The 22,926-nt window shown below is 38.4% G+C and carries 23 protein-coding genes; 8 read left to right on the forward strand and 15 right to left on the reverse strand.

The genetic code is table 11. From position 1 onward, the window contains the following. Window positions 1-2: 2 nt before the first annotated feature. The 3 genes from ASG14_RS17115 to recQ all read right to left on the reverse strand — a co-directional run bounded on the left by ASG14_RS17115 (window position 3) and on the right by recQ (window position 3,808). On the reverse strand, window positions 3-719 hold the full coding sequence (locus ASG14_RS17115) for a YqjF family protein (RefSeq protein WP_082491671.1): 717 nt from the start codon (window positions 717-719) through the stop codon (window positions 3-5). A gap of 2 nt (window positions 720-721) precedes the next feature. Beyond that, window positions 722-1,534, reverse strand: a complete 813-nt coding sequence (kdsA, locus tag ASG14_RS17120) for a 3-deoxy-8-phosphooctulonate synthase (RefSeq protein WP_056872302.1) — start codon at window positions 1,532-1,534, stop codon at window positions 722-724. Window positions 1,535-1,618: 84 nt separating this feature from the next. Further along, the gene (gene recQ, locus ASG14_RS17125) at window positions 1,619-3,808 is read right to left on the reverse strand and encodes a DNA helicase RecQ (RefSeq protein ID WP_056872303.1); all 2,190 of its coding nucleotides are present in this window, start codon (window positions 3,806-3,808) and stop codon (window positions 1,619-1,621) included. Window positions 3,809-3,899: 91 nt separating this feature from the next. On the opposite strand from recQ, the gene ASG14_RS17130 reads away from it, so the two are divergent. Continuing rightward, window positions 3,900-4,868: an SIS domain-containing protein gene (locus ASG14_RS17130; RefSeq protein WP_056872304.1), complete on the forward strand. Its 969-nt coding sequence runs from the start codon at window positions 3,900-3,902 to the stop codon at window positions 4,866-4,868. Between the two features lie 14 nt (window positions 4,869-4,882). Beyond that, on the forward strand, window positions 4,883-5,974 hold the full coding sequence (locus ASG14_RS17135) for a mannose-1-phosphate guanylyltransferase (RefSeq protein WP_056872305.1): 1,092 nt from the start codon (window positions 4,883-4,885) through the stop codon (window positions 5,972-5,974). Here the strand turns inward: ASG14_RS17135 and ASG14_RS17140 are convergent. Further along, on the reverse strand, window positions 5,971-6,720 hold the full coding sequence (locus ASG14_RS17140; protein ID WP_056872306.1) for a DUF5995 family protein: 750 nt from the start codon (window positions 6,718-6,720) through the stop codon (window positions 5,971-5,973). The two genes, ASG14_RS17135 and ASG14_RS17140, sit on opposite strands and share 4 nt — an antisense overlap. A gap of 53 nt (window positions 6,721-6,773) precedes the next feature. After that, on the reverse strand, window positions 6,774-7,541 hold the full coding sequence (gene rlmB, locus ASG14_RS17145) for a 23S rRNA (guanosine(2251)-2'-O)-methyltransferase RlmB (protein ID WP_056872307.1): 768 nt from the start codon (window positions 7,539-7,541) through the stop codon (window positions 6,774-6,776). 198 nt (window positions 7,542-7,739) lie between these two features. Here rlmB and dnaB point away from each other — a divergent pair, with 198 nt between their 5' ends. Continuing rightward, window positions 7,740-9,302, forward strand: a complete 1,563-nt coding sequence (gene dnaB / locus ASG14_RS17150) for a replicative DNA helicase (RefSeq protein WP_056872308.1) — start codon at window positions 7,740-7,742, stop codon at window positions 9,300-9,302. A gap of 62 nt (window positions 9,303-9,364) precedes the next feature. On the opposite strand, the gene chrA is transcribed toward dnaB, so the two are convergent. Together chrA and ASG14_RS17160 are read right to left on the reverse strand one after the other, a co-directional pair. After that, on the reverse strand, window positions 9,365-10,582 hold the full coding sequence (gene chrA, locus ASG14_RS17155) for a chromate efflux transporter (RefSeq protein WP_056872309.1): 1,218 nt from the start codon (window positions 10,580-10,582) through the stop codon (window positions 9,365-9,367). Between the two features lie 42 nt (window positions 10,583-10,624). Next, entirely contained in the window at window positions 10,625-10,960 is a 336-nt protein-coding gene (locus tag ASG14_RS17160; protein WP_056872310.1) for a tetratricopeptide repeat protein, read from the reverse strand. Window positions 10,961-11,021: 61 nt separating this feature from the next. Here ASG14_RS17160 and ASG14_RS17165 point away from each other — a divergent pair, with 61 nt between their 5' ends. From ASG14_RS17165 to ASG14_RS17185, 5 genes are all read left to right on the forward strand, one after another. Continuing rightward, window positions 11,022-11,759, forward strand: coding sequence for an electron transfer flavoprotein subunit beta/FixA family protein (locus ASG14_RS17165; RefSeq protein WP_056872311.1), 738 nt, complete (start codon window positions 11,022-11,024; stop codon window positions 11,757-11,759). Window positions 11,760-11,827: 68 nt separating this feature from the next. Then, entirely contained in the window at window positions 11,828-12,799 is a 972-nt protein-coding gene (locus ASG14_RS17170; RefSeq protein ID WP_056872312.1) for an electron transfer flavoprotein subunit alpha/FixB family protein, read from the forward strand. Between the two features lie 71 nt (window positions 12,800-12,870). Further along, window positions 12,871-13,485, forward strand: a complete 615-nt coding sequence (locus tag ASG14_RS17175) for a bifunctional nuclease family protein (RefSeq protein ID WP_056872313.1) — start codon at window positions 12,871-12,873, stop codon at window positions 13,483-13,485. Window positions 13,486-13,661: 176 nt separating this feature from the next. Then, window positions 13,662-15,047: a nucleoside permease gene (locus ASG14_RS17180; protein WP_056872314.1), complete on the forward strand. Its 1,386-nt coding sequence runs from the start codon at window positions 13,662-13,664 to the stop codon at window positions 15,045-15,047. A gap of 20 nt (window positions 15,048-15,067) precedes the next feature. Next, on the forward strand, window positions 15,068-16,189 hold the full coding sequence (locus ASG14_RS17185) for a DUF3667 domain-containing protein (protein ID WP_056872315.1): 1,122 nt from the start codon (window positions 15,068-15,070) through the stop codon (window positions 16,187-16,189). A 66-nt stretch (window positions 16,190-16,255) separates the two neighbouring features. Here ASG14_RS17185 and ASG14_RS17190 read toward each other — a convergent pair whose 3' ends face one another. The 8 genes from ASG14_RS17190 to ASG14_RS17225 all read right to left on the reverse strand — a co-directional run bounded on the left by ASG14_RS17190 (window position 16,256) and on the right by ASG14_RS17225 (window position 22,910). Then, window positions 16,256-17,545 carry a citrate synthase gene (locus ASG14_RS17190; protein ID WP_056872316.1) on the reverse strand — a complete coding sequence of 430 codons (1,290 nt, stop codon included), beginning with the start codon at window positions 17,543-17,545 and terminating at the stop codon, window positions 16,256-16,258. Window positions 17,546-17,680: 135 nt separating this feature from the next. Next, on the reverse strand, window positions 17,681-18,208 hold the full coding sequence (locus tag ASG14_RS17195; protein WP_056872317.1) for a DUF3347 domain-containing protein: 528 nt from the start codon (window positions 18,206-18,208) through the stop codon (window positions 17,681-17,683). A gap of 96 nt (window positions 18,209-18,304) precedes the next feature. Next, complete coding sequence (locus tag ASG14_RS17200) at window positions 18,305-18,850, reverse strand: hypothetical protein (RefSeq protein ID WP_157274976.1); 546 nt, start codon at window positions 18,848-18,850, stop codon at window positions 18,305-18,307. 148 nt (window positions 18,851-18,998) lie between these two features. Next, entirely contained in the window at window positions 18,999-19,499 is a 501-nt protein-coding gene (locus ASG14_RS17205) for a hypothetical protein (protein ID WP_056872449.1), read from the reverse strand. 122 nt (window positions 19,500-19,621) lie between these two features. Then, a complete protein-coding gene (miaA, locus tag ASG14_RS17210; protein ID WP_056872319.1) occupies window positions 19,622-20,551 on the reverse strand; it encodes a tRNA (adenosine(37)-N6)-dimethylallyltransferase MiaA in 930 nt (309 codons plus the stop codon). After that, window positions 20,548-21,348: a hypothetical protein gene (locus ASG14_RS17215; protein ID WP_056872320.1), complete on the reverse strand. Its 801-nt coding sequence runs from the start codon at window positions 21,346-21,348 to the stop codon at window positions 20,548-20,550. The genes miaA and ASG14_RS17215 overlap by 4 nt, the downstream gene beginning before the upstream one ends. 56 nt (window positions 21,349-21,404) lie before the next feature. Continuing rightward, window positions 21,405-21,767 carry a hypothetical protein gene (locus tag ASG14_RS17220; protein ID WP_056872321.1) on the reverse strand — a complete coding sequence of 121 codons (363 nt, stop codon included), beginning with the start codon at window positions 21,765-21,767 and terminating at the stop codon, window positions 21,405-21,407. 42 nt (window positions 21,768-21,809) lie between these two features. Further along, on the reverse strand, window positions 21,810-22,910 hold the full coding sequence (locus ASG14_RS17225; RefSeq protein WP_056872322.1) for an MBL fold metallo-hydrolase: 1,101 nt from the start codon (window positions 22,908-22,910) through the stop codon (window positions 21,810-21,812). Window positions 22,911-22,926 lie beyond the last annotated feature (16 nt).

Below are 22,926 nucleotides of genomic sequence, written 5' to 3' on the forward strand. Positions count from 1 at the left end.
GGTTAAAACTTCTTCCCCTTCAAAACCCTGATTTCAGAACCTTCGGCAAGCATTACCGAATCAGGTTTTGTATGGTTTAAAAAAGCAAAGTCTTCACCGTAATTTGTGCCAAATTCGACTTCAATAGTGTAATCTTTTACTGAATAAACTTGCCAGCGAGGATGCTCTACGCCATACTCGGAGGTTTTACCTGGGCCAATTTCAGTATAACCCCAATAATGTTCGGTAATAAATTCCTCTTCACTTCCGACAGCAATTTCTTCTGCTTTTGATGCAGCCGTAACAGAAAATTTATGCCAGCTTTTGTTTTTCCAAAGGTAGTTAACTTCAAGCTGATGCTCCTGCTCAATCCATACATGCTTCATGGGCAATGTTTGGTAATTTTCTTTATAAATTGTGTTGGCCACAAACGTTATCGCAGGCAGAGGAACAATTTCTTTGATAAAAACGACTCCGCGTTTCCACTCGTCACCATCTTTAAATTTAACGTAAAAACGCAAATTTACCTCTTCAAAATCAGTATGAAACGGAATGTTGAAGCCCCGCAGTTTCACATCAATAAACATAAAACCTACCAAACTCACATAATATTTGCCTTGCCAGTCGTCTAGTTCAGTGTGTGGAGGTAAATACTTCGACAATATATTTTTATCGACCTGATATTGCGCCAGGGCCAATTTGCGCCATTCGGCTGTTAGAAACACTTTAGAAGCTTCCAAAATTACAAAATTGCTTGTCTGATGCGGATTAATTTCGTCAACGTGTCTTCCAGCAAATCAAGATGCAACATATTGGCGCCATCTGATTTTGCATTTGCGGGGTCCGGATGCGTTTCAATAAATAAACCATCTGCCCCTACTGCAATCGCTGCTTTTGCTATCGTTGAAATGAGCTCTGGCTTACCGCCAGTTACACCGCTACTTTGATTGGGTTGTTGCAGAGAATGCGTACAATCCATCACAACAGGCACACCGAAACTTTGCATTTCTGGCAAACCCCTGTAATCAACAATTAAATCCTGATAGCCAAAAGTGTTCCCCCTATCGGTTAAAATTACTTTTTCGTTTCCAGCTTCCTTAATCTTTTCAACGGCAAATTTCATCGAACCGGCCGATAAAAACTGACCTTTTTTTACATTGACAACCTTACCAGTTTCTGCAGCTGCAATTAGCAAATCGGTTTGCCGGCACAGAAAAGCAGGAATCTGCAGTACATCAACATAGGCAGCAGCCATGGCAGCTTCTGCACTTTCATGTATATCAGTTACCGTTGGTACGCCAAACTCGCGGCCAACACGCTCCAGAATACGCAAAGCTTTCTCATCCCCAATCCCTGTAAAAGAACTTCCCTTACTTCTGTTTGCCTTTCGATAAGACCCTTTGAAAATATATGGAATTTGAAGTTTATCCGTAATTGTGATGATCTTTTCAGCAATCCGCATCGCAATGTCTTCGCCTTCAATTGCACAAGGTCCCGCCATTAAAAAGAAATTTCCCGATTCTGTGTTTTTAATCTTATCTAAATAATTAAGCATAGCTGATATTTGAGACCTGAGATGCAACAAGCAAAATTAAAAACGGTTACGCTTCAATTTAAATAGCTGCATCAAAAGCCTAAGTTAGTTTCCTAGTTCCGACATGAACTTTATCCGCATTAATTGTATTTCCTCACGAGTGTAGTCTGTTTCACCCAATTCGTTTAATGCCTCATCAATCGAGTCGCTTTCTGCAGCTCTGAAATAATCGAAGACTTCATCCTGCCTATCATCGTCAATTACCTCATCAATGAAATAGTTAAGGTTAAGTTTTGTACCAGAATTTACAATTGATTCTACTTCTTTAAGTATTTCTTCGTAGGTAATACCCTTCGAATCAGCGATATCTTCTAAACCAATTTGCCTGTCGATGTTTTGGATAATCGATACTTTCATTTGCGATTTATTGGCCTGAGTTTTAATAATCAGGTCAATTGGGCGCTCAATATCATTGTCTTCAACATATTTTTTTATCAATTCTATAAAAGGCGTCCCAAACTTCATTGCCTTACCAGAGCCTACGCCAGAAATCTGACGAAGTTCTTCCATCGTAACCGGATAATGTGTACACATTTCTTCGAGCGATGGGTCTTGAAAAACAACAAATGGCGGCACACTTTTTTGCTTCGCGATTTTTTTCCGCAAATCCTTAAGCAGTTGCAGCAAATGAGTGTCTAGCGCACCAGTACCGTGCTTCAAATCATCATCGTCATCATCTGCACCGGTTTCAATCGGCTCATTCAAAATGAATTTCAAGCTATAAGGGTTAATGATAAAATCTTTCCCTTGTTTGGTCAGTTTTAATAAGCCATAGTTATCAATATCTTTAAAAAGATAATTATTTAACACAGCCTGGCGGATGACTGATTTCCAAAGCAATTCACCTTCTTGTTTGCCGATACCAAATTCAGGAACCTTACTGTGCTCATAAGCGATTGTTTGGGCAGTTTCCAAACCTAAAAACACATTAAGTAAGTGTGCATCGTCGAATTTTTCGCCGGTTTTATCAATAAACTTTAAAAGTGTTGAGAGTTGCTCCTCAGCATCAAACTGCTTTTTCGGTTTCTTACAATTGTCGCACATGCAGTTGCAACCCGTTTCGTTAAAATTTTCTCCAAAATAGTGAAGGATCTGTTTACGGCGGCAAACGCCTGATTCGGCATAATCAATTACTTCTTTCAATATTTGGGTACCAATTTCCCGCTCAGAAACAGGCTTGTCTTTCATAAACTTTGCAAGCTTGTCTACGTCTTTCTGAGCATAAAAAGCAATACAAACGCCCTCGCCTCCATCCCTTCCGGCCCTGCCAGTTTCCTGGTAGTAGCCTTCCATGCTTTTCGGCACGTCGTGATGTATAACAAAACGCACATCTGGCTTATCAATGCCCATCCCGAAGGCGATAGTTGCAACAATTACCTCGGCGTCTTCCATTAAAAATCTATCCTGGGTTTCTGCCCGTACCTTTGGTTCGAGGCCGGCATGGTATGGGAGCGCACTGATTCCATTAAGATTTAAAGCTTCAGCAACTTCTTCCACCTTTTTTCTGCTCAAACAATAAATAATACCAGATTTTCCCGGGTTGGATTTTATGTATTTGATAATCTCTTTCGTAATATCTCTTTTAGGCCGGATTTCATAAAATAAATTTGGCCTGTTAAACGATGATTTAAATAAAGTAGCCTCAGTCATCCCAAGGTTCTTCATAATATCCTGTTGTACCTTTGGAGTTGCCGTTGCGGTTAACGCAATGATTGGAATATTGTTACCTAACCCGGCAATAACTTGTTTAATTTTACGGTATTCGGGCCGGAAATCGTGACCCCATTCAGAAATACAATGTGCTTCATCAACGGCGACAAAAGAAATTTTTATCAGGTTTAAAAACTCAATATTATCTTGTTTCGCCAGAGACTCCGGTGCCACATAAAGCAATTTTGTCTGACCGCTCAAGAGGTCAGATTTAACCTGTGTAATTTCTGATTTGTTTAGGGATGAATTAAGAAAATGAGCGATGCTGTCATTTCCACCAAATGCCCTGAGTTGGTCAACCTGGTTTTTCATTAATGCTATCAATGGCGAAATAACAATTGCTGTTCCTTCACTCATTAAAGCTGGTAATTGATAGCAAATAGACTTCCCTCCGCCCGTTGGCATAATAACGAAAGTGTTATTGCCTTCTAAAATATTTGTAATGATCGACTCCTGATCACCTTTGAAATTATCAAACCCGAAGAAATTTTGCAGGTTATCAAATAACGACTTTTTCACGTCCATTTTGTGTAATAAAATATGCGATGCTATTTTTCTATCCAAAATAACATAATTTTACAAGAAATTCAAGTATCAACAAACAATTTTTTTCTCTTTGAAAAGTAAAAAATCAATTATCCAATCAGCTATAAGCACATTGGAGCTGGAAGCCGCGGCAATTTTAAACGTTGCGAAAAACCTAAGCGACGATTTTGAAAAAGTGGTATCAACCATTTTACAGTGCAAAGGTCGCGTTATCGTTACCGGCATTGGCAAGAGTGCCATAATTGCTCAGAAAATTGTTGCAACCTTTAATTCTACAGGTACACCTGCGATTTTTATGCATGCAGCAGATGCGATACACGGCGATTTGGGAATGATCCAGATTGATGATGTGATAATTTGCCTGTCGAAGAGCGGCAATACTCCGGAAATCAAGGTGCTGATACCGTTATTAAAAGGCGCAAAAAACAAGCTCATTGCCATGGTCGGAGAAACAAAGTCGTTTCTGGCCCAGCATGCCGATTTTATACTAAATACTTCGGTGGAGAAAGAAGCCTGTCCGCATAATTTGGCGCCAACAACCAGCACCACTGCACAGTTAGCCATGGGCGATGCGCTTGCAATTTGTTTATTGGAGAGCAGGGCGTTCAATGAATCTGATTTTGCAAAATACCATCCTGGCGGTTCTCTAGGCAAAAAACTTTACCTGAAAGCAGGCGATTTAGCTTCCTCAAATGAAAAACCTTCAATAAGTCCGTTGGCATCAGTTAAAGAGGTTTTAATCGAAATTAGTAAAAACCGTTTGGGTGCAGTTGCTGTTATTGATGAGAAAAATGAGGTCTTAGGAATCATTACAGATGGTGATATTAGGCGGATGTTGGAGAATAATACTGACATTGAAAATTTAAGCGCTCAACAAATAATGGGGAAAACGCCTAAAAGCATTCAACGTGAAGCGCTTGCGGTTGATGCGCTCGCCATGATCAAAAGAAATAACATTACGCAACTATTAGTTTTAGACAAAAATACCTATTTTGGCATCATACACCTGCACGATTTATTGAATGAGGGCATTGTGTAGATTTAAATTTTAAAATGAATAAAGACTTTTATGCTCTAATTATGGCCGGCGGCGTTGGAAGCCGTTTCTGGCCGGTAAGCCGTACAGAATACCCTAAACAGTTTATCGATTTTTTTGGTGTTGGTAAAACATTAATCCAAAGCACGTACGAGCGGTTCCTTCAAATCTGCCCACCTGAAAATATTTTTATCGTTACTAACGAAATCTATTCAGATTTAATTAAGACTCAAATACCGGAAATTACTGAAAACCAAATACTCGCCGAGCCGTTGTTGAGAAATACAGCGCCTTGTATTGCCTACGGCTGTATGAAAATTTCAGAACTGAACCCGAACGCAACCATTGTTGTCGCACCTTCAGATCACACAATTGCCGACATGCCGGGTTTTGTTTCTTCAATAGAACAGTCGTTGAGCGCTGCTTCAGGAAACGACTGCCTGATAACTTTGGGTATAAAGCCTAACCGTCCGGATACGGGTTATGGATATATTCAACATACAGACCATGTTCTAAATACAGATAAAGACCTGCATAAGGTTAAAACATTTACCGAAAAGCCGAATCTTGAACTTGCCAAGTCTTTCATTCAAAGCGGGGATTTCCTATGGAATGCTGGTATTTTTATCTGGTCGGCAAAGGCTATTCTAAAATCGTTTCAAAAATATCTGCCTGATATGTATGAGATTTTTAGCTCCGGAAGAAACGAAATGAACACTCCAAGGGAAAAGGCATTTATAAATAATGCTTACTTTCAATGCACCAATATCTCCATCGATTTCGGAATTATGGAAAAAGCGGAAAATGTTTACGTTCTGCCGGCTGACTTTGGATGGTCTGATTTAGGAACCTGGGCTTCGATATATGAAATGGCAGATAAAGACTATGTTGGCAATGCTGTTATTCCGTCTGACCAGGTAATTATGTTCGATTCATCTAATTGTATGGTTAATGTACCAAAGGATAAATTGGTGATTTTGAATGGATTGCACGACTTTATAGTTGTTGAAAACAATAATATGCTTTTAATTTGTCCACGCGATGAAGAACAGCGGGTTAAAGAATTTGTTGCCGAGGTGAAATCGAGGTTTGGCAATAAATACATTTAGTCTTTTAAAAACTTAATAATATCGCCAACGTCTTTTGGCTCAAACGTCCTAACGGTTCTCAGTGTAAAACTTTGAGAAAAGTTAGGATTTTTTATGCCATTTGCAACCAACGCTATTTTGGAATCAAGGGCGTTAATGTACGGAATGTACATGCCGGGTAAAACCTTCGATAGGCCCACCGCGTTAGCCCAGGCAGCATCTCTTGCTGCAGTAATGCTAAAATTTATTACGGATTCTTTACTTTTATTATCCACATATTTCAACATCTTCATTGGCAGGCAAATCTCTTCCAAATCCTTTTGAACAATATTTATCAGACTGGCAATGATATCATTTATCAGGTTAAAGTCTTGCTTAAGTAACTGAATGTCTCCAGCTTTACTGGTCTCAGCTGCAGCAACGCCTAAGTCGAGGTTTATATGCGCATTCATTCCTAAAAGCAAGTGCTGAATTACTGTATAAGGTTGGAAGGCTGCAGAAAAGGCGGCATTCCAAGATGAACTTAATGGCTTCCGTTGCGATTGACAATGATAGGCATCAATATACCTGTTCGCAAAAATAACATCCAGCTTTTCCATTCGCTGCCCGTCTTTAAATAAGCCATCATTAATACCTTTTTGGACGGCGATGGTCATTTTTCGATAAAGGCAGGCAAAGTATCCGTTTCGTGATTTAACTTTAATACTATCAATGATGATATCATCTAAACGTGATATCACTTCGATTATGGTATTGGCAGGTTGCATAGCGATAATTTTGTTAATAAATTTAACAAATTATCGGCCTAAAAATCAACAAATTATAAAGTTCTTTGTCTTACGGCCTCATACAAAATTACCCCTGCGGCAACCGATACATTAAGTGATTCAATTTTTCCTGCCATCGGGATTTTAGCCAGATGATCCGCTACCCTTAAAAGTTCATTAGAAATGCCTTCGTCTTCGGAGCCCATTACAATTGCAGTGGGCATTGTATAGTCAGGCGCATAAATGAAGTCGTTCGTTTTTTCTGTACAAGCAACAATTTGTAAGCCACTCTCCTGCAGAAAAAGACAGGTTTTATGAAGATTTGAATGCCTGCAAATGGGAATGCTGAAAAGTGCTCCGGCCGATGTTTTTATGGCATCGGCATTAATTTGAGCTGCATTTTTTAACGGCACAACGATAGCGTGAACACCCACGCAAGCAGCCGTACGGGCAATTGCACCCATATTACGTACATCAGTAACGCTATCCAATACTAAAATCAGCGGCACCTCTCCTTTTTCAAAAACAGAAGGAATAATATCTTCAATATTTTGATAAGTGATAGGCGAAATTACCGCAATAACACCCTGATGGTTCTTTTGTGACATCCGGTTCAGCTTTTCAACCGGTACAGAATTTAATGGAATCAATGTTCCTGCTAACAATGCTTTCAATTCAAGAAATAAATCACCACCCAATCCCCTCTGTACATAAATGGTTTCGATATCCCTTCCTGCTTTAATGGCTTCTATTACCGCCCTTATACCGAATACAAATTCATTATTTTCTTTTACGCGTTGTGGTCTTCTAAAATTATCCATGTTTAAAAATTGTTAGGCAAAAGTATTCAAATAAATGTTTTAGCACTAATCTATAATCTTCTTATTAACATTTAATTGTTTAAAAATTTTCCATTTTCCTAAAAGTGAAAGAATTTAAATTTATTCTGGATCAATTTGTTAACAAACAACTCAAAACTTATTAAAACAAACCGCCTAACTTTTATCTACTTTTGTTGTATGAGTATCGAAAACGAACAAGGCGGAAAAGGCAACATTTTATCCCGAAAAGCAAGATTGACAAGTACAGTAAGTTCGATGGGTAAACTGCCGCCTCAGGCACTGGATTTAGAGGAAGCAGTTTTAGGCGCACTAATGCTTGAAAAAGATGCCTTGTCTGCCGTTATCGATATCTTAAAGCCTGAAATTTTTTACCAGGAAGCACATCAAAAGATTTTCGCTGCAATACATATGCTTTTCGAAAAATCTAAGCCTGTAGATATTTTAACGGTTACTTCAGAACTACGCCAGCAAGGTACTTTAGAAATGGTTGGCGGTGCATATTACATTACAAATTTAACAAACCGGGTAGCCTCGGCGGCAAATATTGAGTACCACGCCCGGATTATATCTCAAAAATATATTCAAAGAGAGCTCATCAGAATTTCTACTGACATTATTACGAATGCTTACGAAGATACCACAGATATTTTCGATTTGTTAGACCATGCGGAAAAAGGTTTGTTCGACATTGCCCAAAATAACCTGCGTAGAGATACCCAGAAAATGGACGATATCATTAAACAATCTTTGGCCACGCTTGAGGAACTTAGAACTAAAACAGACGGCTTAACCGGCGTTCCAACAGGTTTTACCGGGCTTGATAGAATAACCGGCGGTTGGCAAAAGCAGGATTTAGTAATTATTGCTGCACGTCCGGCGATGGGAAAAACTGCTTTTGTATTAACCTGTGCAAGAAACGCGACAGTCGATTTCCAAAAACCAACTGTAGTTTTCTCTTTGGAGATGTCATCGGTTCAGCTTGTTAATCGTTTAATATCTGGAGAGGCTGAAATTGAGCAGGAAAAGATTAGAAAAGGAAACTTGCAAGAATGGGAATGGCAGCAGTTACACAGCAAAATTGGCCGTTTAACTGAAGCCCCGCTATTGATAGATGATACACCGGCTTTGAATATTTTCGAATTCAGGGCAAAATGCAGGCGACTCAAATCGCAATACGACATTCAATTGGTGATTGTCGATTATCTTCAGCTGATGCATGGCAAAGGCGAAGGTGGAAAAGGTGGCGGAAACCGTGAGCAGGAAATCGGTAGCATTTCGCGGGCTTTAAAATCGGTAGCGAAAGAGTTAGATGTTCCTGTTTTGGCATTATCGCAGTTAAGTAGAGCGGTAGAAAGCAGACCAGGTTTACAGGGAAAAAGGCCAATGCTCTCGGATTTAAGGGAATCTGGTTCGATTGAGCAGGATGCGGATATGGTTTTATTTCTTTATCGCCCTGAATATTATGGAATTACCGAAGATGAACAAGGAAGATCGCAGGCAGGTATTGGCGAGGTAATCATCGCTAAACACCGTAATGGGGAAACTGGAATTGTTCCACTTAGATTCATTGGTAAGTTTGTTAAATTTACCGATTTAGAAGAGGATTTTACCGCTCCGGCCTCATTTTCAGCAGACCCATCGGCTGGCATGTATCCTTCGCAGGATTTTGAAAAGCAAAGTAACGTTATCATTCGCCCATCTAAAATGGACGATTATAATGATGAAGAGCCACCGTTTTAACCGAACAAGAATTGCTCTAAGGTACAGTATTTGTAATTTAGCCTTAAACTAATATATCCGCCTTAAAAAATATAACCAATTAAAATACCGGCCAAAACAATTACCGGCGGACTTATTTTCGTATAATTAAGCAACAGAAACGTTGCCAGCATAATGGCCAAAAAAAGCCAGTTAAAACCCATTGGTATTAACAGTAGAATAAAAGCCGCGATAATAAAACCAACGCTAACGGCATTGATACCCGAAAGGCTGTGACGAATTCGGGAAATCTTTTTTAGATCATCCCAGAAAGGCACAATAAAAAGAACCAAAATGAGTCCGGGCAGATTAATGCCGACCACGCCAATTAAACCTCCAAGTATCTGTCCCCACATGCCATAGCCGAAGTTTTTCATGCTCAGCGCCCCCAGGTAGCTTGTAAATGAAAACGTTGGACCAGGCAAAGCTTGTTGTAAAGCAAATCCAGATAAAAACCCTGATGCATGAAGATAATGCTTCATTTCAACAAATTCTGTGTACATCAGCGGAACCAAAACCTGCCCGCCGCCAAATACAAGTATTCCGTTTCGATAAAAATTTTCAAGTAAACGTATTGGCAAACTAAAAGGAGATGTTCGGTTTATAATTGCGCCAACTAAGGCAAACAAAAGCAATGCACTGAAAAAGTAAATTAACTTTTTAGGGTTAACATTTGAAAACAACTTAACCCTTAACTCTGCTTCCTCTTTGGGCGTTTCAATTGCCGATGAAATCATGCCACCCACAAGAATTGCCAGCGGAAAAACGTAGGCATTCTTCAACACAAATGTAGCAACCACAGCAGCAATTGAAAGGAAAACAGACATTTGAGAAGTAAGCACTTTTTTAGCTAACTTGAAGGCTCCAAAAGCAACAATCCCCAAAGCAATCGGTTGTATGTATTCCAGTATATCGATAAATTTCTGCTTTTGATCAAGCATCGCATAGCTAATTGCGGCAAAAGTCATAATTGCCGCGGTTGGCAGAATCCAAATCAAAAAGGTAATGATTGCAAGTTTCAATCGCCCAACCTTCCAGGCGATACCTACCAGGGTTTGCGTAGACGCCGGACCAGGCAATACCTGCGCCAGAGCGTTTAGCTCTAGAAGTTCTTCTTCTGTTATAAATTTTGTGTTATAAACAAAGTACTTTAAAAGCAGTGCCAGGTGTGCCTGAGCACCTCCAAAAGACGTAAAAGTAAAAAAAAGTACATTCCTTAAAAAAAGTAACTGCTTTTTGAATTGTAAAGGTTTCGCCTGCATTAATATTGTTTTTTTTACCCCGCTGTTTTAAAACCTGTACCTTTAATCATCTTCGTAATCTAACCCGGCAGCAGTGTTGTAGGCTCCCTGAAGTTCAGAAAATGCATGCATATCTCTTTTGGTTTTGGCAACTGTCATTCCCTTTTGATAAATTTCGATTGCTTTCTCTTTTGAACCATCCTTTTCGTATAATTTTCCTAAATGATAGTAAGTGCCAACATAATCAGGATGTTTATCAGTTAATTGAAGGTAAAAAGAATAGGCCTTTTCCTTATCATTTTGAGCGTTATACTCTGTGGCTAAGGCATATAGTATAAACGGATCATTCGGATCGCTCTCCAAAAATTCTAATAACTTACTTAAACGGGTTGATGACATTTTATTTCCTTGCTTTTTTAATTAAATTTGCAGAAAGACCTTATATATTAAACGTAATTATATGAAAATATTAGTTTGTATCAGTAACGTGCCAGACACGACGACAAAAATAACTTTTACCAACGATAATACCGAATTCAATACTGCAGGTGTTCAATATATTGTTAACCCTTACGATGAGATTGCGTTATCCAAGGCAATTGAACTAACCGAAGGCGGAAAGGGTACGGTAACTGTAATAAATGTTGGCGAGGCAGGCAACGACCCAACCATTAGAAAGGCGCTTGCCATTGGCGCAGACGATGCCGTAAGGGTGAATGCGGCCCCTAGAGATGCTTATTTTGTGTCAAAGCAGATTGCTGAATATGCAAAAGACAAAGATTTCGATATTATACTTACAGGTCGGGAATCTATTGATTACAATGGTAACCAGGTTGCAGCCATGGTAGGCGAGTTTTTGGATATTCCTTCCATTTCAATCATTAAAAAGTTAGACACTGATGGTACTAATGCTACCATAGAACGAGAAATTGAAGGTGGAAAAGAAGTGGTTACCGTTACAGGTAAATTTATTGCAAGTTGCGCTGAAGGCGTTGCTGAGCCAAAAATTCCAAATATGCGGGGCATTATGTCGGCCAGAACGAAGCCATTAAACGTAGTTGAAGCTGTTTCGATTGAAGAAGTAACTAAAGTTGCGAAATACGAAACCCCTGCCCCACGTGGCACCGTTAAATTAATACCGGCAGAGCAAACAGAAGATTTAATTAATCTTTTACACAGCGAAGCCAAAGTTATCTAAGCGGCATTATCAATTAACTAAATAATTTATCACAAGTCCTTTTCTTTGAGGGATATAGAATTAAATATATGTCAGTATTAGTATATGTAGAACAAGCTGAAGGAAAATTTAAGAAATCGGTTTTCGAAGCTGTTTCTTATGCCAAAGCTATCGCCGATCAGCAATCAACTAATTTAACAGCAATTTCTATCGGCGATGTAGCAGAAAGCGAGTTGAACGAACTGGGAAAATATGGTGCTTCCAAAGTATTAAATGTAAGCGCAGCGCAATTAAAAACTTTTGTTAACCAGGCTTATGCCAGTGTAATTGCTGCAGCTGCAGAAAAAGAAACTGCTGACATCGTAGTGCTTTCCAATTCGTTTTCAGGAAAAGGTCTTGCTCCCCGCATCGCGGTAAAACTGAAAGCAGGTTTAGCAGATGGCGCAGTGGAGTTACCAAAAATTGACGGCCCAAAATTCGAGGTTAAGAAAACAGCCTTTTCCGGGAAGGCTTTCGCCATCACAGAATTAACTTCTGCAAATAAAATTATTGCTTTGAATCCGAATGCCTTTGGTGTAAAAGAAAATGCAACTGAGGTAGCTATCGAGAATTTCTCAGCAGACATAAAACAATCAGATTTAGGAACGGTAATTAAAGACATTGTTCGTGCAACTGATAAAGTATCATTACCAGATGCAGAATTGGTTGTTTCTGCCGGCAGAGGCTTAAAAGGCCCCGAGAACTGGGGAATGATTGAAGAACTAGCGGGTTTGTTAGGCGCAGCAACGGCTTGTTCTAAGCCAGTTAGTGATGCCGACTGGAGACCGCATTCAGAACACGTAGGCCAAACTGGTATCGCAATCAGCCCTAATTTATATATCGCAGTTGGTATTTCAGGTGCTATTCAGCATCTGGCGGGCGTAAGTTCGTCAAAAGTTATTGTGGTGATAAATAAAGATCCGGAAGCGCCGTTTTTTAAGGTTGCCGATTACGGTATTGTAGGTGATGCATTTGAAGTTGTTCCAAAATTAATCGAGGCTTTAAAGGCACACAAAGGATAATCATGTTATTAAGAGTGTTGGCGAAGTGCTTAATTAAGCATTTCGTCAGGCCTTAAATGACAGTTTGAAATATGAAAAAAGTAAAATTAGATATCGTGGGCTTATCGTACAGCCAAACTCAGTCTGGGGCTTACGCATTAGTTTTAGGTGAAGTAAATGGCCGAAGACGCTTACCCATCATTATCGGGGCATTCGAGGCGCAGGCGATAGCCATTGAGATAGAGAAAATGACGCCTAGCAGGCCGCTTACGCATGATTTGTTCAAGTCGATGGCGGAAACTTTTCATATTCACATTCAGGAAATTATAATTTATAACCTGGTAGATGGAGTCTTTTATGCTAAGTTGATTTGCAGCGATGGCAAAAACACACACGAAATTGATGCGAGAACCTCTGATGCAATAGCGCTAGCCGTTAGGTTTAATGCATTGATTTATACCTATGAATTTATTTTAGCCTCGGCAGGCATTGTGATTGAAGGCAATGATTTTCTTTTTCTTGAAAACATGGATAGCATTGCCAAAGAACCTGATGCGGATACCATTCCAATCGCTACCAGCCAGCAGGGTTTTACAGACCTCACGGTAGAAGAACTGCAGCAAAAGCTTCAGGAAGCAATTGGAGACGAGGCTTACGAAAAGGCAGCCAGGATTAGAGATGAGCTAAATAAAAGAGGTAAATCTTAATCTTCGTAATTCTCTTCGAATCCGTTACAAAGCTTTGATTATAGCATTAATCAACAGAAGGAAAATGGATTTAGACCAGCCCAAATTGTTTAAAATAATTTGGGCTCATTTTTTAATTATGATTCAAAATAGTTCTATATTCAGCCTTTACTTTCAAAATCAAACAAAACTATATGATGAACGTTAAGTTTCGCTTAACCATAATGAGCTTTATGCAATTTTTTGTGTGGGGTGCATGGCTTATCACGATTGCGAATTATTGGTTTGGAACAAAACAATGGGACGGAACCCAGTTCGGTGCAATTTTTGCAACGATGGGTTTTGCGTCGCTCTTTATGCCAACCTTAACTGGCATCATTGCAGATAAATGGGTTAACGCAGAAGTTTTGTACGGCATTCTTCATATTCTATATGCCTGTGTTTTGTTTTATCTACCTCAGGTAGAAAGCCCAAATGCCTTCTTTTGGACTATCCTTATTGCCATGTGTTTCTACATGCCAACAATATCATTAAGTAACTCCATATCCTACACCACTTTAAAATCCGGCAACCTGGATGTGGTTAAAGATTTTCCTCCAATCAGGGTTTGGGGAACGGTCGGCTTTATCGTTGCCATGTGGATTACAAATTTAACGGGAAACAAAGCAAGCGCTTATCAGTTTTACATAGCTGGCTCGGGTGCATTCCTCTTAGGCTTATATGCCTTTACATTACCAAAATGTAAACCTAGCAAATTAATTTCTGAAAAGGCATCGGTTATACAAACACTGGGTTTAGAAGCTTTTAAGCTTTTTGCGAACTATAAAATGGCCCTTTTCTTCATCTTTTCTATGTTTTTGGGCGGTGCTTTACAGCTTACCAATGCATATGGTGATGTATTTTTGGATGAGTTTAAGCATTTTCCAAAATATGCAGATTCTTTTGTAGTTAAGTATTCTACAATTATCATGTCTATTTCGCAGGTATCAGAAACGCTCTTCATTTTGGCCATTCCATTCTTTTTAAAACGTTTCGGCATTAAGAAGGTAATGATTATTGCAATGCTTGCCTGGGTTTTCCGCTTCGGCCTTTTTGCCTACGGTAATCCTGCAGGTAATTTATGGATGATAATTTTATCATGCGTAGTGTACGGTATGGCTTTCGATTTCTTTAATATTTCGGGCTCATTATTTGTAGAAACTTCGACAACTGCAAAAACACGTTCGTCGGCACAAGGCATGTTCATGATGATGACAAACGGATTTGGTGCCGTGTTCGGGAGTTTGGTTTCCGGTTGGATGATTGATAAATACTTCACTAAATCGTTCTCTACAATTCAGGCAACCTCAGAATTTGTAGGTTCAGAGCCTACAAATAATCATTTACTTGATTTCGTGAAAAGTCAGGGCGTAAGTATTTTAAACAATGGCACCTTCGATAAAGCTATCCATATGAAAGACTGGCATAGCATATGGTTGTCATTTACCATTTATGCATTAATTATAACAGTCCTTTTCGCCTTGCTTTTTAAACACAAACATACCAAAGCCGAAGAAAAAGCAATTGAAGCAATAAGTCACTAAAATTATTTTCGAAATCCCCTATGTCTGCAGGTAAATACAGAAAAGAACATAATTGTTTAAACTGCGGTTCTCATGTAGAAACGCATTATTGTAGCAACTGTGGTCAACCTAATTTAGAGTTAAAAGAAAGTTTTTGGGGGTTCATAAGTCATAGTATTGCTCATTATTTCCATTTCGACAATAAATTTTTTCAAACGCTAACCCCACTCCTAACCAAACCCGGACAAGTTACGCTCGACTATTTAGCTGGTAAAAGAGCTAGATACATCAATCCGGTGAGCATGTACATTTTCGTTTCTATCGTTTATTTTTTGGTGGCATATTCACCAGAGCACAGCACAAACAACGAGGACCATGTTGATGCAAAAACAAGAGTTCAGCAAAAGGCTACAATAGATACCGTTAATAATAAGCTTGAAAAATCAGGGATTTTTGGCAAGGCACCCGGAATTGCAGACAAAGTTAAAGCAAAAATTAAAGAAGATTTTGACAGAAGTACTTTTAAAAATCTTGATTTTAAAACGCAGACTGTTGTTCTCGATGATTTGAAAAAACAACAAAAAGCGAAGAAATCAGACTCCTTGCAGAAAATTATTGAAAGGTTTAACACCATTCATAACGATAGAAATGATTCAACTTATGATGCATATCTATCGAGACAAAAAGATTTACCATTGATTGAAAGAGACAACTGGTTTGAGCGAATGGTTACAAAACGTTCAATTACAATCGGACAAAAATCTGAAGTGATACAGGAAACTTTAGAGCATAACAGGCCGAAGCAATACTTTTTGCTGATGCCTTTACTTGCGCTATTTATTATGTGGAATTTTAGAAAAAATCATATTTATTACCTTGACCACTTGATATTTACCATACATGGGATGACAGCGTACTTTATCGTCTCCATTTTTACCAAACCACTTATGAAGTATGTATTTGGTGAAGATTCAATAATTTCAAATCTAATTGGACTTGCCATTATAGTATGGATTTGCTGGTATATGTTTAATGCATTGAAGATATTTTACCAACGCAAGAAAGTGATTTTCAAGATGATTATGATTTTTTTGCTGTATGCTATCGCATTTAAATTAACAGAAATGGTGATGTTAAATTTAATTTATTACGTAGCAACATAGATGAGATTATCGGGCACAAAAAAAAGCTTCAGAATTTCTGAAGCTTTTTTTTTGTGCTTGACTGAATTATTTTCTGTCCTTCAAGGCAACGAAATCTCTGTCAGTTTCTCCAACATAAATTTGTCTCGGACGCCCAATTGGTTCTTTATTCTCGTGCATTTCTTTCCATTGTGCAATCCATCCAGGTAAACGTCCAAGTGCGAAAAGAACCGTAAACATTTCTGAAGGGAAACCTAACGCCCTGTAAATAATTCCTGAATAAAAATCTACGTTAGGGTATAATTTTCTGTCGATAAAATATTGATCAGTTAAGGCGGCTTCTTCAAGTTTCTTAGCGATTTCTAAAATTGGATCATCAATTCCCAAATTTTCTAAAATATCATCACAAGCTTTTTTAATTATCTTTGCACGTGGGTCGAAATTTTTGTAAACCCTGTGCCCAAAGCCCATCATGCGGAATGAGTCATTTTTATCTTTGGCTTTGTTAATCCATTTTTCAGTATCGCCGCCATCAGCTTTAATTAATTCAAGCATATCGATAACGGCCTGGTTAGCACCACCGTGAAGCGGCCCCCAAAGTGCTGCAATACCTGCTGAAATTGAGGCGTAGAGATTACAATCTGATGAACCCACAATACGAACCGTAGATGCAGAGCAATTCTGCTCGTGGTCTGCATGTAAAATCAATAACTTGTTCATTGCGTTAACAACGATAGGGTTTACATCATAATCTTCAGTACGCTGACCAAAGGTCATCCAAAGGAAATTTGTTACGTAATCGTATTTATTCTTTGGATAGATAAGCGGATGGCCTAACGATTTTTTATAGATAAAGGAAACTATCGTCGGCAACTTGGCCAACAATTTAATAATTGTTAAGTTTTGCTCCTCCGCAGTTTGATTTGGCTTTAAACACTCTGGATAGAACGTTGACAAAGAGAAAATTAGCGAACCTAACTGACCCATTGGATGAGACCTTGATGGATAACCGTCGAAGAATTTTTTCATATCTTCATGAATCAGCGTGTGTTTACTGATATCGGCCTGAAAACTATCTAGTTGTTCCTGGGTAGGTAAATTGCCGTATACGATAAGATAAGAAACCTCTAAAAAGCTAGACTTTTCAGCAAGTTCTTCAATAGAATACCCTCTGTATTTTAAAATACCCTTCTCCCCGTCTAAAAATGTAATTTTACTTTTGGTAGAGCCTGTATTTTTAAAACCTGTATCTAAAGTTACAAATCCGGTTAAATCTCTTAATTTAGAAATATCAATAGCTTTCTCGTCTTCTGTTCCTGTTATTACCGGTAACTCTATCGTTTTACCATCAACTTTAATCTCTGCAATATCTGACATATTATTGTGTTGTGTTTATAGCTTTCTAATTTATATAAAATTAATATACATGCATAGCAAATCTGTTAATTTAATATGAAATATTAGTCAGGACGACGTAACAATCATGATTTATAACAGTGCACTTTAGCAATCCTACTTTACCTTAATTTCCTCTATAACCCGGCCGCAGGTTAACATTTCTTTCCCGTAGTACGGGTTTTTAATATCCTTTTCGGTTGATAGCCAATCTCCCCCATCACCCTTGTTAGCCATTGGGCAATGCTGAACATAAATTGTTCCTTTTTCAATTTCGCCTGATTTGATGAAGGCTATCAAATCCATGCTTAAAGCGGTAAAGTTTTTTCTTTGTGCGACAAGATTTTCAGTTTCGCCAATTTTTTTAGCAATACTGGCCGTAGTTTCGCAGCCCTCATAAGCAGCCAGGCTTTTTTCGAGTTTTAGACCATTTGTTTGAGCGGCACCAGCATCTGAATTAACCAAAGCATCCTTCAAATCTTCGTACTGAGCAAAAATTTCCATTTTTTTCTCGTCCTTAATTACAATGGGTGCTTGAGTTGAAGAACTCACTTGAGTAGAATCATTTTTCTCAACCGTTTTGTGCTCACTTTGGTTACATCCCATTAACACGGTTAATATTGCAACTCCGACTATTCGTTTCATTGTATTTGGTTTTGGCCTCAAAATAGCAATTTTAAAGTTAAATAAATAAAAAAAGCCCCCGAAAAATTCGGAGGCTTCTATTAAATGATGTTTCGATTATAATTTGAAATTATATCCAAGTCTTAATGCGTACTGACCAGTTTTCATAAAGTACAAGTCAGAAGAACTATTGTTAACGTAACCTTCATACTTCACACCTACTTCAAGGCCGTTGGTCCACTCGTAACCCAAACCACCAGTATAAATAAAGTTCATATTAGCGCCGTCTTTTAAAGCTAAGCCAGTACCTGCGCCACCAGTTAAAAACATTCTGTCTACAACGAATGCTTTAACACCGCCCATTAAAGGAATAAATTCAAAATTTAGCGGACTGCTTTTCCATTTCAATTTTGTATAACCGCCAGAAGCTGTAATTGCCACCGAAGGGCTTAAATCGTATTGCAGTCTAACATCTGCTCCATATCCGTAATCCATTTCAGATTTATCAGGAAAAAGACCGCCCTGTACGCCTACGCCCACTTTAAATGCCATGCCACTATTTGCCGGCATCGAAGTGGTAGTCATTGTTTGCGCTTTTAAGTTTGTTGTTGCAAAAACCGCAAAGACGGAAGCGGCTGCTAAAAATTTAGTAATTGTTCTCATTTTGGATGTATTTAAGTTATTAATTAAGGGTTTAATCATACTTACGTAGATAAAATGAAAACAGATTTTGTAAAAATTATTTTTTTTGAAAATACTGAAAATAAAAAAAGCCCCCGAGTATTCGGAGGCTTTAAGATAAGTTTAAAACTTACAATGAAAAACCGTAAGCTAAGCGGATACCAGCAAAGCCGATACTTCCATTATTTGAATAACCTTCATATTTAGCGGCTAAATCAAGTCCGTTACTCCAGGCGTAACCAATTGCAGGAGAATAAACGAATGCAGTACCAGACCCTTTGTTAGTTCCGAAACCAGCACCTAATTCAGCCAAGCCATATGCACCTGCCCCAGAATCATTAAAGAAATATTTTGCACCAACTTTTACAGGGATGATACCAAAACTACCACCGCCAAAAGAATCTTTAATAGAGAAATTATTATAACCTGCAGTAACAGGGATTGATAATTGCTTATCTACATTAAATTGATATCTGATATCGCCACCGATAACCAGTCCGTAACCTGTAGTAGTTCCTGCGCCAACATTTAAACCAATACCTAAGTTTCTTGATTGAGCATTAACGTTGGTAGAGAAAAATAAAGCTACTGCAGCTACTGAAGTTGCCATAATTTTAGTAATTGTTTTCATTTTGATATTTTTTTTTGAGTTAAACGAATATGCCTCAGCAAACACAAACCCTGTGCCAAACGACAAAGAATTGGTAGCTTAAGTTTACAATTAGGTCATATTTAGCACACAAAACAGAAAAATCACCACTTTAAAACCTTTTCAACAATTTGTTGTTTCAAAAGGTTGTTTGATTGAGCGGCATCTAACCAGTTTATCTTAACACCGTCTTTTTCCATCTTCCTAAAAAAAGTGTTCTGTCTTTTAGCAAACTGGCAAATTGCAGTGCCAAGTCTGAGCTTCAGGTCATCAAAGCTAAGTTCTCCTGATAGATATGAAACGATGAATTTATACTCCAACCCGTAAAAAATCAGCATTTCCTTACTTACTCCATTGTTGAGCAAAGTTTCCACCTCTTCTATCATGCCATTGCTTAGCCTGAATTCCAGCCTTGCCAAGATATTTGCTCGTGTTTGTTCGACTGCGTTTTTCAAACCAAAAACAACAGGGGTAATCTTTGGCCTCGAAATTTCCGGAATGGTATGTTCACGAAGGTATTCAACAATCTCAATAGCCCTTATTAACCTTTTCTTTGAAGAAAGATCAACATTTCTGGTAAATTCCTTCGGATGTTTCTTCAACTCATTCATCAAAGCTTCACGAGGCAGACTTTCCAGTTGCAATCTCAATTCATTATTAACGGGAACGGCTGTAAAAGGTTGGTTTTGCAAAATGCTGTGAATATACATTCCGGTGCCACCACAGAGAATTGGTAAATGATCACGATTTAATATCTCCTGAAAGGAAGCATAAAAATCGTTTTTAAAAGCATCAACATTGTATCGCTCGCCAGGTTCCAGAATATTGATTAAATGAAACGGTATCGATTTTTCTCCAATCTGATACTCCTCCAAATCTTTACCCGTACCAATATCCATCCTCTTAAAAACCTGTCGACTGTCGGCACTGATAATTTCTCCATTTAGCTCATCCGCAATTTGTACCGCCAGTTTGGTTTTACCAGATGCAGTTGCACCTAAAAGTATAAGTAAAGGGTTTTCGGGTGTCTTCAAAATTTTAAAATAAATTTTAAGCTGCCAGTGTTGAAAACTTGCAGTCCATTGATTTCAGAACCTTCTTTAATCAAAATTCGATTCAATTTATCGTCTAAAACAAAATGCTGTGGTTCTAAAACCGCAACTTTTTGAAAGCCCAGTTTTAAATAAGCGTCGCCGGAAGACCAGTCGCAATCTGCATAGGTCATTATATCTGCAGGGTTATGCACGTTTTCTGCATGTTTAATTAGTTTGCTCAGTCCTCCGGTTATCGAAAAGCCACCAGAAACCGCAAATCTTATCAACTCTATTGATTTGTAATTATCCGAATGGTTCATTCGCCGAAGTGCAGAAAAAGTAGCGACGGCAACCAGCTCATCTAAATAATATAAACCATATTTATATCGGCTACTTACAGCTCCCTGCAAATGGTTTTCATTTAAAAACTTATCAGCGATGGCTTTATCGAGTCTTAAACAGTTTGTCTTTCTACCGTGAATGGTTTTGTTTAAACCGAGAAGAGATTTAATCCTAAAAATGACTTGTTTTGTTTTGCTTAGCCACACGTCTTCCCATAAATTGATAAGCTTAACACCTTTATGTAGCTCAAAATTTTGAAGGGCTATGAGTTCTGCCGGCAAAAAGCGGTTTTCAATATTAATGAGGTTAATGGAAAGATTGTGTGCTGGGAACGATACAATAGTAAAATAATCATAGCTACAATCAAAAACAATGTTCTGTTCTGGAAGTGCAGCCAAAAAATTATTTTTCCAGGTATCAGGAAATATTTGCCGGTTCGATTGCGCAGTGGTCAATAAGATTAATTAAAGATATTGAACCACAAATTTAGAATTTCAAACCGACAATGGATTTAAATCCACTCCTTTTCTTTAAAGTTTGTGTGAATAATTTCTATAAGTGTTTCCACCTCTTTAAGTCTGTCGTCAGTTAACTCAGCAATTGATAAACCGGCCTTATTATCTCCAAATTCGGTGAGGTTTTGTTTAGACGATTCGAATTCAGTTGTATTCAACTTTACTTCGACGGCGTTACCACTAATGTAAATTCCGGCAAAAAATCTTTCAGTTACTTTCTCTCCATCTATCTCTACATTCTTTTCACTGTACAAATCGTAACCAGTCTCCGAATTTTCGTGTACGGTATAGCCACGCGTTGCGTAGGGCTGTAAACTTGCTCTGATGGTTTGGAAAATTTCTACTAAATCGGTTTTCATAAGCTTAATTATAGCTACTAAACACGTGCACAATGTAATTGTTTAATCAATATGATTTATCCACCATTTTTTTTGAGAAAAACTTTCGCCTAAAACTACCGTTTCACCAAGTTTTGGGGTAATTAGTGGTAGATTCCTTTTTTCAGCCTCGAGTGTGAGGCGTTGAATGGGCTCATTCCATTTATGCATTGCCAAACTAAATTTTGCCCAGTGTACAGGCATTAAAGCCTTAGATTTTAAATCGATAGCAGCCTGCACTGCCTGTTCAGGAAACATGTGAATATATGGCCATAACTCGTTGTATTGCCCACATTCGAGCAGTGCGAGATCGAAGGGCCCATATTCATTTCCAATTTTTTGAAAATGAGTATCGTAACCTGAATCTCCTCCTAAAAATAATCTGTACCCGGCAACTTCCAATACAAAAGCCGACCAAAGTGTTTGATTACGCTTAAATTTTCTTCCCGTAAAATGGCGTGCAGGCACAGCGGTAAGTTTTATCGAGTTTGATAGGTTTATTTCCTGATACCAGGAAAGCTCAGTAATCCTGTTGGTTTCGATACCCCATTTTTCGAGGTGCGACCCCACTCCAATCGAGGTTAAAATGTTTTTAACCCTCGGTGCAATTTCGAGGATGCTTTTATAATCGAGGTGGTCATAATGGTCATGGGTAATCACTAAAACATCAATATCTTTAAAATCAGCAGCCTGAACAAACTCAGTGCCGGGGAAAGCTTTGCTACCGATGAATGAGAATGGAGACGCTGTTTTGCTGAAAACCGGGTCGACCAGTATACGCTTACCATTAATTTTTATAAGATATGAGGAATGGCCAAACCAGATTATTTCCGGCTTATTACTTTTGGCTTCCGCATCTAAATCCGGCATTACAAAGGGGAGCGCTTTGTTTGGTACTTTTTCAGGTTCCTTATTAAATATGAATTTTGTTAACAAGGTAAAAAAACTAACGCCTTCTGGCTGCATCGGCGTGTAAGATAGATTTTGAATAGCGCCCGCCCTGTAATTTGGTAACTGATGAATTATTTTGAGTCGCGAGCCTTGAGGCAAACGGCCGAAAACAGGCAAATTAACAATGATAACAATGCTTAGAATAATAAAGGCTAGAATACAGACAACGATCATTTATTTTTTTGGTGTA

Source organism: Pedobacter sp. Leaf194, assembly GCF_001423945.1.
Taxonomy (GTDB): Bacteria; Bacteroidota; Bacteroidia; order Sphingobacteriales; family Sphingobacteriaceae; genus Pedobacter.

Excerpts from the sequence above, each read along its gene's own strand:
- kdsA (WP_056872302.1), bottom strand. The coding sequence starts at position 1,534 with ATGCTTAATTATTTAGATAAGATTAAAAACACAGAATCGGGAAATTTC.
- recQ (WP_056872303.1), bottom strand. The coding sequence starts at position 3,808 with ATGGACGTGAAAAAGTCGTTATTTGATAACCTGCAAAATTTCTTCGGG.
- ASG14_RS17135 (WP_056872305.1), top strand. The coding sequence starts at position 4,883 with ATGAATAAAGACTTTTATGCTCTAATTATGGCCGGCGGCGTTGGAAGC.
- ASG14_RS17140 (WP_056872306.1), bottom strand. The coding sequence starts at position 6,720 with ATGCAACCTGCCAATACCATAATCGAAGTGATATCACGTTTAGATGAT.
- rlmB (WP_056872307.1), bottom strand. The coding sequence starts at position 7,541 with ATGGATAATTTTAGAAGACCACAACGCGTAAAAGAAAATAATGAATTT.
- dnaB (WP_056872308.1), top strand. The coding sequence starts at position 7,740 with ATGAGTATCGAAAACGAACAAGGCGGAAAAGGCAACATTTTATCCCGA.
- chrA (WP_056872309.1), bottom strand. The coding sequence starts at position 10,582 with ATGCAGGCGAAACCTTTACAATTCAAAAAGCAGTTACTTTTTTTAAGG.
- ASG14_RS17160 (WP_056872310.1), bottom strand. The coding sequence starts at position 10,960 with ATGTCATCAACCCGTTTAAGTAAGTTATTAGAATTTTTGGAGAGCGAT.
- ASG14_RS17165 (WP_056872311.1), top strand. The coding sequence starts at position 11,022 with ATGAAAATATTAGTTTGTATCAGTAACGTGCCAGACACGACGACAAAA.
- ASG14_RS17170 (WP_056872312.1), top strand. The coding sequence starts at position 11,828 with ATGTCAGTATTAGTATATGTAGAACAAGCTGAAGGAAAATTTAAGAAA.
- ASG14_RS17175 (WP_056872313.1), top strand. The coding sequence starts at position 12,871 with ATGAAAAAAGTAAAATTAGATATCGTGGGCTTATCGTACAGCCAAACT.
- ASG14_RS17180 (WP_056872314.1), top strand. The coding sequence starts at position 13,662 with ATGAACGTTAAGTTTCGCTTAACCATAATGAGCTTTATGCAATTTTTT.
- ASG14_RS17185 (WP_056872315.1), top strand. The coding sequence starts at position 15,068 with ATGTCTGCAGGTAAATACAGAAAAGAACATAATTGTTTAAACTGCGGT.
- ASG14_RS17190 (WP_056872316.1), bottom strand. The coding sequence starts at position 17,545 with ATGTCAGATATTGCAGAGATTAAAGTTGATGGTAAAACGATAGAGTTA.
- ASG14_RS17195 (WP_056872317.1), bottom strand. The coding sequence starts at position 18,208 with ATGAAACGAATAGTCGGAGTTGCAATATTAACCGTGTTAATGGGATGT.
- ASG14_RS17200 (WP_157274976.1), bottom strand. The coding sequence starts at position 18,850 with ATGAGAACAATTACTAAATTTTTAGCAGCCGCTTCCGTCTTTGCGGTT.
- ASG14_RS17205 (WP_056872449.1), bottom strand. The coding sequence starts at position 19,499 with ATGAAAACAATTACTAAAATTATGGCAACTTCAGTAGCTGCAGTAGCT.
- ASG14_RS17220 (WP_056872321.1), bottom strand. The coding sequence starts at position 21,767 with ATGAAAACCGATTTAGTAGAAATTTTCCAAACCATCAGAGCAAGTTTA.
- ASG14_RS17225 (WP_056872322.1), bottom strand. The coding sequence starts at position 22,910 with ATGATCGTTGTCTGTATTCTAGCCTTTATTATTCTAAGCATTGTTATC.